Source organism: Agrobacterium sp. V1, assembly GCF_030518355.1.
Lineage (GTDB): Bacteria > Pseudomonadota > Alphaproteobacteria > Rhizobiales > Rhizobiaceae > Agrobacterium > Agrobacterium cucumeris.
Map to the genome: position 1 here is coordinate 2,890,152 of NZ_JAULSF010000001.1, position 14,536 is coordinate 2,904,687.

Annotated in this window: 17 protein-coding genes; 5 read left to right on the plus strand and 12 right to left on the minus strand. The window is 59.4% G+C overall.

Translation table 11 applies throughout. The features are described from left to right. Positions 1–79 precede the first annotated feature (79 nt). The gene (gene xseA, locus QSV77_RS13890) at positions 80–1,678 is read left to right on the plus strand and encodes an exodeoxyribonuclease VII large subunit (protein WP_302733825.1); all 1,599 of its coding nucleotides are present in this window, start codon (positions 80–82) and stop codon (positions 1,676–1,678) included. Here the strand turns inward: xseA and QSV77_RS13895 are convergent, their stop codons facing one another. The 3 genes from QSV77_RS13895 to QSV77_RS13905 form a co-directional block, all read right to left on the minus strand. Next, a complete protein-coding gene (locus QSV77_RS13895) occupies positions 1,679–2,881 on the minus strand; it encodes a mandelate racemase/muconate lactonizing enzyme family protein (RefSeq protein WP_142840864.1) in 1,203 nt (400 codons plus the stop codon). It lies immediately after the preceding gene. Positions 2,882–2,935: 54 nt separating this feature from the next. After that, positions 2,936–3,643, minus strand: a complete 708-nt coding sequence (locus QSV77_RS13900) for a FadR/GntR family transcriptional regulator (protein ID WP_302733827.1) — start codon at positions 3,641–3,643, stop codon at positions 2,936–2,938. Positions 3,644–3,752: 109 nt separating this feature from the next. Continuing rightward, the gene (locus QSV77_RS13905; protein ID WP_302733828.1) at positions 3,753–4,253 is read right to left on the minus strand and encodes a MarR family winged helix-turn-helix transcriptional regulator; all 501 of its coding nucleotides are present in this window, start codon (positions 4,251–4,253) and stop codon (positions 3,753–3,755) included. An 81-nt stretch (positions 4,254–4,334) separates the two neighbouring features. On the opposite strand from QSV77_RS13905, the gene QSV77_RS13910 reads away from it, so the two are divergent. Beyond that, a complete protein-coding gene (locus QSV77_RS13910; RefSeq protein ID WP_302733829.1) occupies positions 4,335–5,198 on the plus strand; it encodes an EamA family transporter in 864 nt (287 codons plus the stop codon). A gap of 6 nt (positions 5,199–5,204) precedes the next feature. Here QSV77_RS13910 and QSV77_RS13915 read toward each other — a convergent pair whose 3' ends face one another. The 3 genes from QSV77_RS13915 to QSV77_RS13925 all read right to left on the minus strand — a co-directional run bounded on the left by QSV77_RS13915 (position 5,205) and on the right by QSV77_RS13925 (position 7,368). Further along, positions 5,205–6,443 carry an aminopeptidase gene (locus tag QSV77_RS13915; RefSeq protein WP_302733831.1) on the minus strand — a complete coding sequence of 413 codons (1,239 nt, stop codon included), beginning with the start codon at positions 6,441–6,443 and terminating at the stop codon, positions 5,205–5,207. Between the two features lie 89 nt (positions 6,444–6,532). Continuing rightward, positions 6,533–7,009: a Cys-tRNA(Pro) deacylase gene (gene ybaK, locus QSV77_RS13920; protein ID WP_271360565.1), complete on the minus strand. Its 477-nt coding sequence runs from the start codon at positions 7,007–7,009 to the stop codon at positions 6,533–6,535. Between the two features lie 11 nt (positions 7,010–7,020). After that, positions 7,021–7,368: an ArsC family reductase gene (locus QSV77_RS13925; protein ID WP_142840868.1), complete on the minus strand. Its 348-nt coding sequence runs from the start codon at positions 7,366–7,368 to the stop codon at positions 7,021–7,023. A 232-nt stretch (positions 7,369–7,600) separates the two neighbouring features. Between QSV77_RS13925 and QSV77_RS13930 the strand changes: the two genes are divergently transcribed. Continuing rightward, complete coding sequence (locus tag QSV77_RS13930; protein ID WP_003503889.1) at positions 7,601–7,768, plus strand: hypothetical protein; 168 nt, start codon at positions 7,601–7,603, stop codon at positions 7,766–7,768. A 206-nt stretch (positions 7,769–7,974) separates the two neighbouring features. Here QSV77_RS13930 and QSV77_RS13935 read toward each other — a convergent pair whose 3' ends face one another. Beyond that, on the minus strand, positions 7,975–8,691 hold the full coding sequence (locus QSV77_RS13935; RefSeq protein WP_302733832.1) for a 2'-5' RNA ligase family protein: 717 nt from the start codon (positions 8,689–8,691) through the stop codon (positions 7,975–7,977). 167 nt (positions 8,692–8,858) lie between these two features. Between QSV77_RS13935 and QSV77_RS13940 the strand changes: the two genes are divergently transcribed. Both QSV77_RS13940 and QSV77_RS13945 read left to right on the plus strand, forming a co-directional pair. Next, positions 8,859–9,437, plus strand: coding sequence for a TetR/AcrR family transcriptional regulator (locus QSV77_RS13940; RefSeq protein WP_302733951.1), 579 nt, complete (start codon positions 8,859–8,861; stop codon positions 9,435–9,437). A 144-nt stretch (positions 9,438–9,581) separates the two neighbouring features. Beyond that, entirely contained in the window at positions 9,582–10,070 is a 489-nt protein-coding gene (locus tag QSV77_RS13945) for a hypothetical protein (RefSeq protein WP_302733833.1), read from the plus strand. A gap of 38 nt (positions 10,071–10,108) precedes the next feature. Here the strand turns inward: QSV77_RS13945 and guaA are convergent, their stop codons facing one another. The 5 genes from guaA to QSV77_RS13970 all read right to left on the minus strand — a co-directional run bounded on the left by guaA (position 10,109) and on the right by QSV77_RS13970 (position 14,535). Next, positions 10,109–11,686 carry a glutamine-hydrolyzing GMP synthase gene (gene guaA / locus QSV77_RS13950; RefSeq protein WP_110755693.1) on the minus strand — a complete coding sequence of 526 codons (1,578 nt, stop codon included), beginning with the start codon at positions 11,684–11,686 and terminating at the stop codon, positions 10,109–10,111. 83 nt (positions 11,687–11,769) lie between these two features. Continuing rightward, positions 11,770–12,408 carry a 5'-methylthioadenosine/S-adenosylhomocysteine nucleosidase gene (locus QSV77_RS13955; RefSeq protein WP_142840873.1) on the minus strand — a complete coding sequence of 213 codons (639 nt, stop codon included), beginning with the start codon at positions 12,406–12,408 and terminating at the stop codon, positions 11,770–11,772. Next, a complete protein-coding gene (locus tag QSV77_RS13960; protein WP_065114661.1) occupies positions 12,405–12,854 on the minus strand; it encodes a PaaI family thioesterase in 450 nt (149 codons plus the stop codon). Before QSV77_RS13960 ends, QSV77_RS13955 begins: the two co-directional genes overlap by 4 nt. Before the next feature lie 82 nt (positions 12,855–12,936). Beyond that, positions 12,937–13,389 (minus strand): TspO/MBR family protein, encoded by a 453-nt coding sequence (locus QSV77_RS13965; protein ID WP_302733835.1) that lies wholly within the window; start codon positions 13,387–13,389, stop codon positions 12,937–12,939. 51 nt (positions 13,390–13,440) lie between these two features. Beyond that, positions 13,441–14,535 (minus strand): DUF1513 domain-containing protein, encoded by a 1,095-nt coding sequence (locus QSV77_RS13970; protein ID WP_302733836.1) that lies wholly within the window; start codon positions 14,533–14,535, stop codon positions 13,441–13,443. Position 14,536: the final 1 nt, after the last annotated feature.

Genomic DNA, 14,536 nt, shown 5'->3' on the forward strand with positions numbered 1-14,536 from the left:
GATATGGTTTCATCGCCGTTAAAATCGGGCTGGCGAGCACCGGCATTTCCGAATCGACGGGTTTTGGTTACAAACGGTCATGAGCGATATCTTCTCCCACGCCGCATTGAGCAATCTTGCCGAGTTCTCGGTGTCCGAACTGTCGGGTTCCATCAAGCGCACGGTGGAGACGGCTTTCGAGCAGGTGCGGGTGCGCGGCGAGATTTCCGGCTATCGTGGCCCGCATTCTTCCGGCCACGCTTATTTCTCGCTGAAGGATGATCGCGCCCGCATCGATGCGGTGATCTGGAAGGGCACGTTTTCGCGGCTGAAGTTCCGCCCGGAAGAGGGCATGGAAGTCATCGCGACGGGCAAGGTCACCACCTTTCCCGGCTCCTCGAAATACCAGATCGTCATCGAAAGCCTCGAGCCGGCCGGTGCCGGCGCACTGATGGCGCTTCTGGAAGACCGCCGCCGTCGTCTGGCGGCGGAAGGGCTGTTCGATGCGGCCCGCAAGCGCCGCCTGCCGTTCATGCCGCATGTCATCGGCGTCGTCACTTCACCGACGGGCGCTGTCATCCGTGATATTCTTCACCGCATTTCGGATCGTTTTCCCGTCCATGTCGTCGTCTGGCCGGTCAAGGTGCAGGGCGAAGGCTCGGGCGAGGAAGTGGCGAACGCCATTCGCGGTTTCAACGCGCTTCGGCCCGGTGGTGAGATCGCCCGCCCGGATGTGCTGATTGTTGCCCGTGGTGGCGGCAGTCTGGAGGACCTCTGGAGCTTCAACGACGAAATCGTCGTGCGCGCCGCGGCTGAAAGTGAAATTCCGCTGATTTCCGCCGTCGGACACGAGACGGATACGACATTGATCGACTATGCCGCCGATGTGCGCGCACCGACGCCCACGGGAGCAGCAGAGATTGCCGTGCCGGTGCGCGCGGAACTGGAAGCGCAGCTTTCCGGCCTTGCTGCCCGCCTTTCCGGCTCGGTGTCGCGGCAGATGGACAATCGCCGCCAGGGCTTGCGGGCGCTGGTGCGGGCGCTGCCGTCGCTCGACCAGCTTCTGGCCCTGCCGCGCCGCCGTTTTGACGAGGCCGCAAGCGGTCTCGGTCGTGGGCTTGAAATGACCACGCTGAACAAGCGCCGCGCCTTTGAGCGCTCCGCTTCGGGGCTTCGGCCGGAAACTCTTCTGAACGGTCTCAAACACCACAGGCAGAGGATCACCGAGCGTATGCACCGGGCCGAGACCTTGGTGGAACGCCGGCTCTTGCAGGGCAAAGGCCGCGTCGATGCCTTCGATTCCGCGCTGCGTTCGCTACCCGCCCGCCTGCTTGGCCAGCTTGAGCGGCAGAAGGAACGCGTCGTCACCGCCGCGCGCCGGGCCGATACCGCCGTCCTGCATCGCATGACGCAGAACCGCGCCGGCCTTGCAGCCCACAATCGCATCCTGCAATCGCTCTCTTATAAGAACGTGCTGAACCGCGGTTATGCCGTGATCCGTGATGAAGAGAACCGGCCGCTGACCCGTGCCGCGGCCATTGCCTCCGGCGCTGTCGTGTCTATGGAATTTGCCGACGGTCGCGTCTCCGCCATTACCACGGGAGAGGGAACGCCGTCCCCGGATGCCGCCGCCGCACAAAAAAAGAAGCCGGCGAAACCGGCTTCTTCAGACCCCGGCAATCAAGGCAGTCTTTTTTGATCAGATCGACGCCGCATCCGAAAAACGGCGGCTGACAGTGAAGGTCTTTTCGATATCCGGATGCAGCTCCATGCCAAGGCCGGCACCCGGCGGCACGGTGATCATGCCATTTTTCACTTCAGGCAATGCGGTCACGAGATCACGATACCAGGTCTTGTAGAAGGCGCGCACGCTTTCCTGCACCAGCGCGTTCGGCGCATTGAGCGACAGATGTGTGGAGGCGCAAAGCACCACTGGCCCGGTGCAATCATGCGGCGCGACCGGCAGATGCCAGGCTTCCGCCATGGAGGCGATCTTGCGTGCTTCCGAAAGCCCGCCGCACCAGCTGATGTCAAGCATCACCACGCCGGCAGCACCGGTTTCCAGCAGGTCGCGGAAGGCCCAGCGGGAACCCAGCGTTTCGGATGCGGAAATCGGCGCGGGCGACACGGCGGCATACCGCGTCAGGCTGGAAAGACTGTCCATCTTGATCGGGTCTTCATGCCAGAAGGTCTGGTATGGCGTGAGCGCCTTGGCGATCTGCATGGCGGGCAGAAGCTGCCACATGGAGTGAAACTCCACCATGATATCCATCTTGTCGCCGACCGCCTTGCGGATTTTTTCAAACGGCTCGAGCGCGCTTTTCAGGTCCGGCATCGAGATATATTGCCCGCGCGTCTTCTCCGCCGCCGCATCGAAAGGCCAGATCTTCATGGCCGTAATGCCGTCTTCCAGCAGCGAATGGGCAAGCTCGTCCGCCCGGTGCAGGAAGCCGTTGAGATCGTCATAATCCCTGCCGTCGGCCATGCCGTAATTCGCCGTCTGCTGGCCGGTCGCCTTCTTGATATATTCCGTACCTGCGCAGGTATTGTAGGTCCGGATTTCCTTGCGGCTGAAACCGCCGAGAAGCTGGGCGATGGGCTGGTTGGTGGCCTTGCCGAAAATATCCCAGAGCGCGATATCGAAGGCGGAATTGCCCCGCACTTCCGCACCGGATGAGCGGAAGCCGAGATAACCGACGAGATCCTGAGCCAGAAGATCGATCTGCAGCGGATCGCGGCCGATCACGCGCGGGGCGATATATTCGTGCACGTAGGTTTCCACCGTCTCGGCGCCGAAGAAGGTTTCGCCGAGCCCGGTAATGCCCTCATCCGTGTGGACCAGAACCCAGAGCAGGTTTGCCCGTTCCGCCACGCGGACGGTCTCGATTTTCGTAATTTTCATGAGTCTCTCTCCTCCAGAGGAAGGCAGTTTGCCATCTGGGACTGTGTTGAAAAATCAGGCGATACCTGCAGCGAGAAGCGCGTGCACGCTTTCATCGAAATGCCGCGCCATCAGCGTTGACGCCATTTGTGGATCGCCTGCGGCAATGGCCTGTCCGATCTCAATGTGAAGCGAGACCGTGGTGTGGCGCTGCGCGTCGGATGTGCGGCTTTTCCAGCCGATCGGCCATGTCTGGCGTGTCACATTTTGAAAAGCGCCAAGGATGAGTTCGAAAACCGGGTTCTTCGAGGATTTGGCAATGGCGAGATGGAAAGCGAGATCGTGCTCCATGACTTTGTCATTGTCGCCGAAGTCCCGTTCCATATCGTTGGCATGGTTGAGAATGGTGAGCGCTTCCGCATCCGTGCGCCTCAGCGCCGCCAACGTCACGGTTCTGACTTCGATGGTGCGGCGCACGTCGTAAATCTGCTGGATGTTGATCTGCTCGGTGTGAATGCCATGCTCGAACATCAGCGACATCGCACCATGATCGAGCGTCGCCACGGTGGCTCGCTTGCCAGCGCTGACGTCGATCAGCCGCATGGCCGAAAGGGACCGGAAAGCTTCGCGAACGACGGTGCGAGAAACGCCGAGTTGCTGGGAAAGCGAAAGCTCGCTTGGCAGCTTTGCCCCGGGGGCAAGCTCGTTTTCGCGGATATGGCGCGTGATCGCGCCGATCGTGCTGCTGACGAGACCGGTTTCATGAGAAATGGCGCTATACATTTTTCCTCCAACCTGTAGTACAGGTTTATGGAGAATTGCTTACAGGACTTTTTTCGCCAAAACAAGCGCCGATCGCTGGTTTGATTGGATGTTTGTCTGATCCGTGAATCTACTGCTCGAAACCCTGCAAAAAGCGCTTCAGCAACTCGTTCAGCGCCGCACGCTCCTCTTCGCTGAGATGAGCAACCAGACGATGCTGGTTTTCGACATGCGCGCCGACGGCATCCTCGACAATGGCAAGTCCACGCTCCGTCAGCGATATCAATACGCTGCGCCGGTCCTGCGGGTTGTGAACGCGCTCCACCAGCCCGGCCTTTTCCAGCTGGTCGATTCGGTTGGTCATGGTACCGGAACTCACCATGGTCATGGCCAACAGATCGCCGGGGGAAAGGCGATAGGGCGGACCGGCCCGCCGCAATGTCGCCAGCACATCGAAAGCGGAGGAGGAGAGCCCGTGTTTCAGGAGTACCGCCTCAACCTCGCGGCCAAGATGTGTACTGAGCCGGTGCAGGCGCCCAAGCAGGCCCATGGGGCCGACATCGAGATCGGGCCGCTCCTTGCGCCATTGCGCCAGAATATGATCGACGTGGTCCAGCGGTTCTTTGCTCATCACCAAGGCATAACAATTGATATCTTGACGTCAAGATAAAATCGACTAGAGTGGATTTATCTTGATATAGAGATTCTTGAAATGAAGAAAAATCCGACTTACGCCGCCGATGTGCTGTTGACCGCGCTTGCCCCTGCCATCTGGGGAACCACCTATTTCGTCACCACGGAATTTTTGCCACAGGGCTACCCTCTGCATGTCGCCATGTTGCGTGCTTTGCCGGCGGGCATCCTGCTGCTGTTGCTCGTCCGGAAGCTGCCGCAAGGCATCTGGTGGCCGCGCAGTTTCATTCTTGGCGCGCTGAATTTTTCGTTCTTCTGGGCGATGCTTTTCGTGTCGGCTTATCGGCTGCCGGGCGGTGTGGCGGCCACGGTGGGTGCGGTGCAACCCCTCATCGTCATTGGCCTGTCCCGGCTGTTTCTGGCCGCGCCCGTCAGGCCGCTTGCCATCGCCGCCGGTCTGCTGGGCATTGCGGGCGTCGCACTTCTGGTGCTGACGCCCGGAGCGGCGCTGGATGGTATCGGCGTTGCCGCAGGCCTTGCCGGTGCCGTCTCCATGGCTTTCGGAACGGTGCTGACCCGCAAATGGCGACCGCCGGTCTCCAATCTCACCTTCACCGCCTGGCAATTGACCGCGGGCGGCATTCTGCTCCTGCCGGTTGCCTTTGTTCTGGAACCGGCCCTGCCAACACCAACCGCCGCCAATATCCTCGGCATGGCATATCTCGGCCTCATCGGTGCGGCGCTGACCTATCTTCTGTGGTTTCGCGGGCTTGCCCGCATAGAGCCCTCGGCTGCGGCATCGCTCGGTTTTCTAAGCCCTGTCGTTGCAACTCTTCTGGGCTGGCTGGCGCTCGGCCAAAGCCTCACGCCAGCGCAGATCGCCGGGTTTGTTGCGGTGCTTTTCAGTATCTGGCTCAGTCAGCGCAGCCAGTTACCGAGGTAAGCGTCCTCAGGCCCATTCGCCCTTGCGCATGACCGGAACCGTGGAGCCATCCGGCTTCACGCCATCAATATCCACCTTGTCGGAACCGATCATCCAGTCGATATGGATGAGACTGGAATTGCCGCCCTGCGCCTTGATCTGATCCTGCGACAGCGAAGCACCGTCGACGAAGCACTTCGAATAGCATTGGCCAAGCGCGATGTGGCACGAGGCGTTTTCGTCAAACAGCGTGTTGTAGAACAGGATACCGCTTGCCGAGATCGGCGAGGAATGCGGCACCAGCGCCACTTCGCCGAGACGCCGAGCGCCTTCATCGGTGTCGAGCACCTTGTTCAGCACCGCTTCGCCCTTCGAAGCCTTGGCTTCGACGATCCGGCCACCCTCGAATTTCACCCGGATATCGTCGATCAGCGTTCCCTGATGCGAAAGGGGCTTGGTGCTGGAAACGTAACCATCCACGCGCAGCGCATGCGGTGTGGTGAATACTTCTTCGGTCGGAATATTCGGGTTGCAGGTTACGCCGTTCTTGGCGGTGGAAGCGCCGCCATGCCATTCATGGCCGTCTGCCAGCCCGATCCTTACATCCGTGCCGGGGCCGGTGAAGTGTAGTGATGAGAAGCGCTCGCCATTCAGCCATGCCGAGCGCTTGGCGAGATTGGCGTTATGCTCTGCCCAGGCTGCCACCGGGTCGGCCAGGTCCACCCGCGAGGCGGCGAAGATGGCGTCCGCGAGCTTGCGGACCGCTTCGTCCTCGGAGACACCGGGGAAAACCTGCTTAGCCCAGGAGGGGTTCGGATAGGAAATGATGTTCCAGTTGATGTCGAAATTGGAAATCTTCTCCAGCGCCGGCTTGTAGGCGGTGGAATTGGCCTTGTTGGCTCGCGCCACCTTGGCCGGGTCCTGCTCTGCCAGCAACATGGGGTTATCGCCGGCAATCGCCAATCGCGCCGCACCGTTGGCATAGGCCTTCGCCATGCCTTCGTAGAGCCAGTCGGAAGCCCGGTCGAAATTCGCGTCACTGGCGTGGCGGTAGCGCGATAGCGTGGTTTCTTCATCGGAATAGAAGGTGGTGACCAGCCCGCTGCCGGCCAGATAGGCGTGTTTGGTCAAGAGCCGCACCAGCGGCAGCGCCGCCAGCGGCGCAGTGATCACCAGATCCTGATCCTTCTGCAATTGCAGGCCGACTTTTACGGCGACTTCGGCCAGTTTTTCGAGGTTGACGGGATCGATGGGAGAAACGGTCATGGTCTGCCTTCGTATATTTCAATCGGAGGCGCCGACCATAGCCCATTCCTTTCGAAAGCCAAATGCTTTCAAAAGAGGTGGGAAAAGCGTCAGTCCGCCACCAGCGGAGCGATGATGGCCTTCAGCGCTGCCTGCGCATCGCGGGGCGAAAGTCTCACCTGTAACCCTCTTTGCCCGCCATTCATGTAAACATGCGCATGTGCCATGGCATCAGCCTCAATGGCCGTTGGCACCTGTTTCTTCTGACCGAAAGGACTGATGCCGCCAACATGGTAACCGGTGGCGCGCTCCGCATCGGCAGGCTTCATCATGCTGGCGGATTTGCCTCCGAAGGCGGCGGCAAGCTTCTTCATGCTCACCTCACGGTCGGAAGGCACAACGACGCAGACCGGTTTGCCATCCAGTTCCGCCATCAGTGTCTTCAACACCAGATGCGGCGGTTCCCCAATCGCCTCGGCCGCCTGCAGGCCGATGCGGTCGGCATTCGGGTCGTAATCATAGGTGACGGTGGTGAAGGTAATACCAGCCTTGGTCAGCATCTGGGTGGCGCGGGTCGTTTTGGACATGGCGGCTGCGCTCAGGCAAAAAGCGTCTGGTAGGTTTCCGGTTTAAAACCGACGGTTATCTTGCCCTTGGCCTCGAGTACCGGACGCTTGATCATGGAGGGTTGCTCCAGCATCAAGCCGATGGCCTTCTCGCGGCTAAGATCGGCCTTTTGGCCATCATCCAGCTTTTTGAAGGTCGTGCCGGCGCGGTTCATAACAGTTTCCCAGCCCGCGGCATCGCACCATGTCTCCAGATGGGCGCGATCGATGCCGACCGTCTTGTAGTCATGAAAAGAATAGTCGATGCCGTTGGTTTCCAGCCAGCTTCTGGCCTTCTTCATCGTGTCGCAGTTCTTGATGCCGTAAATGGTGATCGTCATGCTGCCAGCCTCTTTGTATTCAGCTTTCCGGCATAACAAAATATCCGGCTTATTCAACCCATGTCCGAGGTCCCTTGCAGGCCTGTCGGGGTGTGACGTCTGAGCCATGCGAAATCGCCATAGCTGATATCCAAACGAGCGCGAGCAAAGCTGCATGGCTTCCCTGCTACATCATGAGTTGTAGAAGAGGCCGAAAATACCCATTATCTGGGCATCAAAGATGGAGAGAAAAATGCGTCAGGTTGCAAAGACATCGCGTAACTTCTTCGGTGAAACTTTCGCCGTTCTCGGTGCAGCGCTCTCGGTTTCGGCCGCTGTTCGCGCACATCGCAAGCCCGCCCGTGCCGATCTCGAAGCCCTCGGCATCGACGGTAAGGCTTTCGACAAGGTACAGCTCTAAGCTGGCTATTATTTGTAGCGAGGCGGCACCGCCTCGCTTGCGCTCGGGGTCGAAATCCACGCCGGTTTTCGACGGGCGAGGTGGATGCGTCGCGGATGGCTCAAGAAGCGTTCCGTATTCACACAGGAAGGTTCCCGCATAGTCCTCGAAGGACAGGTGCGGGATAAATTGTCAGCGCGGGATTGTTCCGCCGCTTCGAGTGCACGTCATCGAGATGCTGCACTCTGTTTCGGCCGCTTTGACGGGCCGATCACTTTTTCCGATAAATATAACTGGCTCTCAGGCCGCTCATAACGATCCGCCTTCGCTGAAAGCGCAAAACGTGCCAGCGGCTCGTGCCTTGTTTCGCCATTATGGCTGAAGACAAGTTCGAAATTGCCCGCCAGCCAGCTATAGGGTTTACCGGCCGGCATAAGCTCAATCTTCCCACAGCCATAGATCATGGTGAGATGCGGCGTAAAAGATGATGCCGTAACAAAGGGAAGATTTGCCCGCCAAAGGGCGCGTTGCAATATCTTCACCAGAGCCTTGATTTCCGGCATATCGCGGCTGCTTCGCAGCACCAGACTATTGCGATTACCAAAAAGCGACGTTTCTTCGAAAGTGATAGGAACGGGCCGCGCATTGATTTCCCCCAGCGCCGCCTTCAGCTTGTTTATCAGCCCGTGAGGCACAGTCTCGAAACATCCGATACAGAGCAGCGTGATATGCAGAAGCTCCGCCGGATAGGCTGCACGCCTTGTCCGTCCTTCTGCATACTGTGAAGCATCGGCAAAGATTCTATCGGCCACGGCTGCCGGCGGCTTCAACAATAAGAGAAGCTTGCTGCGAAATCGCGGATTAAGGCGCTGTATTTTTGGCGTCTCCAGCCCTTCAAAGAAAAGCTGCCTCACACCTCCTTTATCCGTCAACTCGAAACCCATGACGATACTCCACGGCCTTTGCCAAGGCCGCGATATTATCATTGCCAGAAGAAATTAAAAGAACGAAAAGAGAACAACTACATTTCCCGACAGGCAGGGGAACTCCAGAAAATAACACCATGGTGCACTGAGTTGACAATCTACCTACTAGTTGGTAGGCAATGAATATGAAAAACCCACAAACCAAGGCCGATGAAATTCTTCGTTGCGCGCGTACCCTGATTGTAAGCGGCGGCTACAACGGTTTCAGCTACGCCGATATTTCCAGCGTGGTCGGCATTCGCAATGCCAGCATTCACCACCATTTCCCGAACAAGTCAGACCTGGTCCGCAAACTGGTCGAGCAGTACAGGCAGGAAGCTGCAGCCGGGCTCGCCGAGCTGGAGCGAAACATCTCCGACCCGCTCGAACAGCTTCGCGCCTATATCGGCTATTGGGAAGGCTGTATCGCTGATGCGACCCATCCCTTCTGCGTCTGCGCTCTGCTCGCCACTGAAATACCCGTCCTTCCCGAATCTGTGGTTCTTGAAGTGCGTGCGCATTTTCAAAGCCTCTCGGACTGGCTTACCGCCGTGCTGGAGCGCGGGGCTGCGCAAAGGCGCCTTGTGCTGACAGGAACAGCGTACACCAATGCCGAAATGTTCATGGCCACCGTGCATGGCGCAATGCTCTCGGCCCGCGCCTACGGTGATGCCGCAGCCTTTGGCGCGATAACCCGCCCCATGCTGGAGCGCATCACAGCTTGAAAATGAAACGTCGCGAGGGAGGTGAATGCATGACCTGAGCGACATCCCGACCCGGTAAATAGACAGCATTACGCTTCCAGATCAGTCGTCAACAGTCTGCTTCCCCGGGCCGCCACCGCCCTTATGGAAGAGAAAGGCAATCTCATGTTCGGAATTTCTCCGCTTGGCTGGGTCCACACACTCGGCAGCCTGCCCGCCATTCCCGTGGCCATTTACATGTTTGCCCGTCACGGTCGGATCGTTCCGCGATCCAGGCCGGGTGCAATCTATTTTGTGTCCATGCTGATTGGCGCTGCGACGGCCTTCCTCGTGGCGCATCAGCCGGTCAGCTACGCCATTGGCGCGCTGACCATCCTGTTCCTGCTCGCAGGTTACGGAATTGAGCGCATTCTCGGCTCAACGCGCATCGCCAGATATATAGAAACCATCTGTCTGAGTGTGAGCGCATTTCTCCTGATGGTGCCGACGGCGACCGAGACCCTGCGCCGTGTTCCGGATGGTCATCCCTTTGTTACCGATTTGAAGTCGCCGCTGCTCCTCGGCGTTCAGGGCGGGTTGCTGGCGATCCTCGTGGTTGGCCTGACCGCCCAGATCATCTACCTCACAAGACAAAACAGAAACGCCGCGAGCTAGTCGCGGCGTCATCGTCTAAGCTATGCCTATTGTAGGCGTTATTCCCACTCGATCGTGCCGGGCGGCTTGCTCGTCACGTCGTAGACAACACGGTTGATGCCGCGCACTTCGTTGATGATGCGGGTGGCGGCGCGGCCGAGGAAATTCATGTCGTAGGGATAGAAATCCGCCGTCATGCCATCCACCGAGGTCACGGCGCGCAGCGCGCAGACGAAGTCATAGGTGCGGTAGTCGCCCATGACGCCGACGGTCTGAACCGGCAGCAGCACGGCAAAGGCCTGCCAGATGGTGTCATAGAGACCGGCCTTGCGGATTTCGTCGAGATAGATCGCATCCGCCTTGCGCAGAATATCGAGCTTCTCGCGGGTGATCGCGCCGGGGCAGCGGATCGCCAGACCCGGGCCGGGGAAGGGATGGCGACCGATGAAGCTTTCCGGCAGGCCGAGTTCGCGGCCAAGCGCGCGGACTTCGTCCTTGAAAAGCTCACGCAGCGGCTCGACGAGCTGCATGTTCATGCGCTCGGGAAGACCGCCGACATTGTGGTGGCTCTTGATGGTGACGGACGGGCCGCCGGAGAAGGAAACACTTTCGATGACGTCAGGATAAAGCGTGCCCTGCGCCAGGAACTTCGGTGCGCCCTTGCCATCGGCGGCAATCTTGGCCGCTTCGGCCTCGAAGACTTCGATGAACAGACGACCGATGGTCTTGCGCTTTGCTTCCGGATCGGAAACGCCCGAGAGTTCGCCGAGGAACAGATCGGCTGCGTCAACATGAACAAGCGGAATATTGTAATGGTCGCGGAACATGCCGACGACCTGCTCGCTTTCGCCAAGCCGCATCAGGCCGTGATCGACGTAAACGCAGGTCAGCTGGTCGCCGATCGCCTCATGAATGAGGATAGCCGCAACCGAGGAATCGACGCCGCCGGAGAGCGCGCAGAGCACGCGGCCGGTGCCGACCTGATCGCGGATCTTGCGGATCATCTCGGCGCGATAGGCCGCCATCGTCCAGTCGGATTTCAAGCCAACGATCTTGTGCACGAAGTTGGACAGCAGCTTGCCGCCGTCAGGCGTGTGCACCACTTCCGGGTGGAACATGGTGGTATAATAGTGGCGCGCCTCGTCGGCTGCGATGGCGAAAGGTGCGTTCTCGGAGGTCGCGATGACCTCGAAACCTTCCGGCAGCTTCGTCACGCGGTCGCCGTGGCTCATCCAGACCGGATAGCTCTTGCCCTGTTCCCAGAAGCCGTCGAACAGCGGGCTTGCCTTCTTGATGTCGATATCGGCACGGCCGAATTCCGCCGCATGGCCGCCCTCGACCACGCCGCCGAGCTGCGTGCAGAGCGTCTGCTGGCCGTAGCAGATGCCGAGGATCGGAACCTTGCTGTCGAACACCGCCTGCGGCGCGCGCGGGCTGCCTTCCGCTGTCACGGATGCGGGGCCGCCGGAGAAGATCACGCCCTTGGGCTGCAGCTTCTCAAACGCCTCTGCGGCATTCTGGAACGGATGGATTTCGCAATAGACCCCGGCTTCGCGGATGCGGCGCGCAATGAGCTGCGTCACCTGGCTGCCGAAATCGATGATGAGAATGCTGTCGGGATGGGCTATCTGGGTCATGGCGAGCCTTTAAAGAAAATGGCGGCTTTAGGCAACCCGCAAGCGGGCATCGAACAGCGGAAATTTGCGAAAATCGCAAGGTTTCAAAGGGCGATCACGCCCTCCTCAATGGCGCGGCAAAGCCGGTCGATGGCATCTGCCAGCTTTTCGTCGATGATATGCAGATACTCCGTCCAGTCGTCCACGTGGTTCACATCCGCCTTGCCATCGGAAATACCGCGCAGGCCGATGAGCGGCACACCGAAACGCTGGCAGGCCCTCAAAACGGCAAAGGTCTCCATTTCCACCATATCGGCATCGATCGAGCCATAGGCAGCGCCGGAAACCACGTTGCCGCCGGTGGAAAGCCGCGCCTCGGCAATATCGGGAATGCGGAAGGGCAAGGCCACCTCGGCCGGCAGGTCTAGAAACGGCGTACGTCCCTTTTCAAAACCGAAGGGCGAGGCGTCCATGTCGCGATAGGACACCGAAATCGCCTGATAGATGCCGGTCTGTTCCAGCGTCCGCGAGCCGGCTGAGCCGAGCGAAACGACGAGATCAGGCAGATGATCCGCCGCATCGAGACCGGCAAGAACTGCCGTGACCGAAATCGCCGCCTCGACCGGGCCGACGCCGGTCATGAGGGGGGAAATTCTTGCCTGCAGATGAGGACCATATTCGGCCGAGGCCGCCATGACGAAAAGAACGGATTTATCCGCGACATGCAAAAGCCGGTAGCTCATCCGGTAATATCCTCGCGACCCTTCACCACCATCATCGTGCCAGTCATGGAGGCGATCAGCTTCGCGGGACCGTCGGCAAGGGCATAAGCGCGGCCATCGGCGACGATCAGGTTGTTGCCGGGCTTGATGATCTCGCCGCGAAACAGGAACCGCTCACCGCGGCCCGGCGACATGAGGTTGACCTTGAACTCGATGGTCAAAAGCGAAGCTTCCGGTTCGATGATCGTATAGGCGGCATAGGTGCAGGCCGTATCCAGACCGGCGGCGATGACGCCGGCATGCAATATACCATGCTGCTGCGTCAGCTTTTCATGGAAGGGTAGTTCGATTTCCACCAGCCGGTGTTCGATACGGCTGATCTCAGCATCGATTGCCTGCACCACGCCCTGTCGCGCAAAGCTTCTTTCTATCCGCTGACGAAAATCGCCGGGATCCGTGATCTCCATGGCCTACCTGCCTGCTTTAAGTCCCATCGCAAACTGACATGGCGCGGGACGGCAGGCAAGGCAAGGGCCGGGCAGGGAGAAATTAGTTCAGGATGCCGATACTCGCATTCAGCACTGTGGCAAAGGCAACCCACAACGCATAGGGCACAAAAAGCCACATGGATATTCGGTCACGGCGATAGGTAAGGGCCATGAACGCCAAAATGCACACCAGCATCGGAATGATGATGACCAGTGCGCCCGCCGGGCTTTGCATGCCGAAAAAGATCGGCGACCACAGGAAATTCAGCACCATCTGGGTGAACCAGAGGCGCATGCGCGTTCCCATCCGCTTCCTGATCCATGTGCGTGCACCGGCGATACCGATCAGCACGTAAAGCGTGGTCCAGACCGGGCCGAAGATCCAGTTGGGCGGATTGAAGAATGGTTTCTGCAGCGACTGATACCATTCACCCGGCACATTGTTGACGCCGATCAGCGCCCCGATGGCAACAACGACAACCACAAAAACAACGTACACGTTCAGGTTTTTCATGACGCATCAAATGCGCCTGCTGGGCTTTTGTTCCCGTGCCTTTTCAGTATTTTAGCTGGAGATACGCACGATATGCTGGTCCCATGCCACGTCGCTGCGCAGCGCCTCGAAAAATCCGTCATAGGAAGAAACCGCAATGCCCGTGGCGGCGGGGGCAACGCCCGCTGCTTCGCGCACGCTTACCTCTGAAACCACCCGCCCGGTTTTCGCATCCAGTGTCACGGCGGCATTGCCATTGGGCGAGGTCAGGCCCACCAGTCCCTCGCGCCGATTGACGGCGATGGCTCCAACATAATTGGCAAGGCGCACCGTTGTTTCCTCCGGCAGATCGACGAAGGCCAGGTCCTCGCCTTTGGCGAAATGGCCGACAAGCGGCGGCAGATCGTTGCGCGGCCCCTCATATTGGCAGGCGAACCAGATGCGGCCGTCATCGCCAAGACCGACATGGCGGGTGGAAAGCTGTCGCAGCCCGTCCGGCATCGTATGTTTCTGGATCAGCTGCCCGGTTGCGGCGTCCAGAAGCACGAGAGACGGCTGCATGCTGTCGATATTGAGCTTGGTGCGGCCGAAATCCGGATGGGTTTCGATGCCGCCATTGGCGATCACGATCAATCGCCCGTCATCGCTCACTGTCATGTCATGCGTACCGACGCCGTGCGCATCATATTCACCGATGCGGGTAAATCTGTTTTTGGCGTCGTATAACCCGATAACACCGCGATTGCCGTCGAAGTCGTTTTCGCTGGCATAGAGGATCGCCCCATCGGGCGAAAATTGCCCGTGACCATAAAAATGGCGGTTCTCCGGCGTGTGCATCACGATCGTCTCGCGGTGCCGCGCGGGATCGAAGGCCATGAAGAAGGTGCCGGGCCGGCGCGCGAAGGCCACCGCCATGCCGGTCGCGTGGCTTGTCGCCATTCCATGGGCGCGGGCGGGAAGGGCAACGCGGTCGATGATCTCGCCGCGTTCGCTCACCGTTGCAATGCCGTAGGAGCCGTCACGGGCGCGGAAGGCGGAGGCAAAGACCGCGTCTGCCCGTTCCAGCGCATGAAGTGAACGGGGAGCCAACGCAGCAAGAAAGGGAATACCCGCTGCCCGGATGAAGCTGCGCCGATCTATCAACATCCGCTTGGCGCCTGATATCATC

What these genes read in the sequence shown, in the direction of transcription:
- QSV77_RS13905 (WP_302733828.1), bottom strand. Translation starts at nt 4,253, where the DNA reads ATGAGCAAAGAACCGCTGGACCACGTCGATCATATTCTGGCGCAATGG.
- QSV77_RS13930 (WP_003503889.1), top strand. Translation starts at nt 7,601, where the DNA reads ATGCGTCAGGTTGCAAAGACATCGCGTAACTTCTTCGGTGAAACTTTC.
- QSV77_RS13935 (WP_302733832.1), bottom strand. Translation starts at nt 8,691, where the DNA reads ATGGGTTTCGAGTTGACGGATAAAGGAGGTGTGAGGCAGCTTTTCTTT.
- QSV77_RS13945 (WP_302733833.1), top strand. Translation starts at nt 9,582, where the DNA reads ATGTTCGGAATTTCTCCGCTTGGCTGGGTCCACACACTCGGCAGCCTG.
- QSV77_RS13910 (WP_302733829.1), top strand. Translation starts at nt 4,335, where the DNA reads ATGAAGAAAAATCCGACTTACGCCGCCGATGTGCTGTTGACCGCGCTT.
- QSV77_RS13895 (WP_142840864.1), bottom strand. Translation starts at nt 2,881, where the DNA reads ATGAAAATTACGAAAATCGAGACCGTCCGCGTGGCGGAACGGGCAAAC.
- QSV77_RS13960 (WP_065114661.1), bottom strand. Translation starts at nt 12,854, where the DNA reads ATGGAGATCACGGATCCCGGCGATTTTCGTCAGCGGATAGAAAGAAGC.
- QSV77_RS13900 (WP_302733827.1), bottom strand. Translation starts at nt 3,643, where the DNA reads ATGTATAGCGCCATTTCTCATGAAACCGGTCTCGTCAGCAGCACGATC.
- guaA (WP_110755693.1), bottom strand. Translation starts at nt 11,686, where the DNA reads ATGACCCAGATAGCCCATCCCGACAGCATTCTCATCATCGATTTCGGC.
- QSV77_RS13925 (WP_142840868.1), bottom strand. Translation starts at nt 7,368, where the DNA reads ATGACGATCACCATTTACGGCATCAAGAACTGCGACACGATGAAGAAG.
- QSV77_RS13965 (WP_302733835.1), bottom strand. Translation starts at nt 13,389, where the DNA reads ATGAAAAACCTGAACGTGTACGTTGTTTTTGTGGTTGTCGTTGTTGCC.
- ybaK (WP_271360565.1), bottom strand. Translation starts at nt 7,009, where the DNA reads ATGTCCAAAACGACCCGCGCCACCCAGATGCTGACCAAGGCTGGTATT.
- QSV77_RS13915 (WP_302733831.1), bottom strand. Translation starts at nt 6,443, where the DNA reads ATGACCGTTTCTCCCATCGATCCCGTCAACCTCGAAAAACTGGCCGAA.
- QSV77_RS13970 (WP_302733836.1), bottom strand. Translation starts at nt 14,535, where the DNA reads ATGATATCAGGCGCCAAGCGGATGTTGATAGATCGGCGCAGCTTCATC.
- QSV77_RS13940 (WP_302733951.1), top strand. Translation starts at nt 8,859, where the DNA reads ATGAAAAACCCACAAACCAAGGCCGATGAAATTCTTCGTTGCGCGCGT.
- QSV77_RS13955 (WP_142840873.1), bottom strand. Translation starts at nt 12,408, where the DNA reads ATGAGCTACCGGCTTTTGCATGTCGCGGATAAATCCGTTCTTTTCGTC.
- xseA (WP_302733825.1), top strand. Translation starts at nt 80, where the DNA reads ATGAGCGATATCTTCTCCCACGCCGCATTGAGCAATCTTGCCGAGTTC.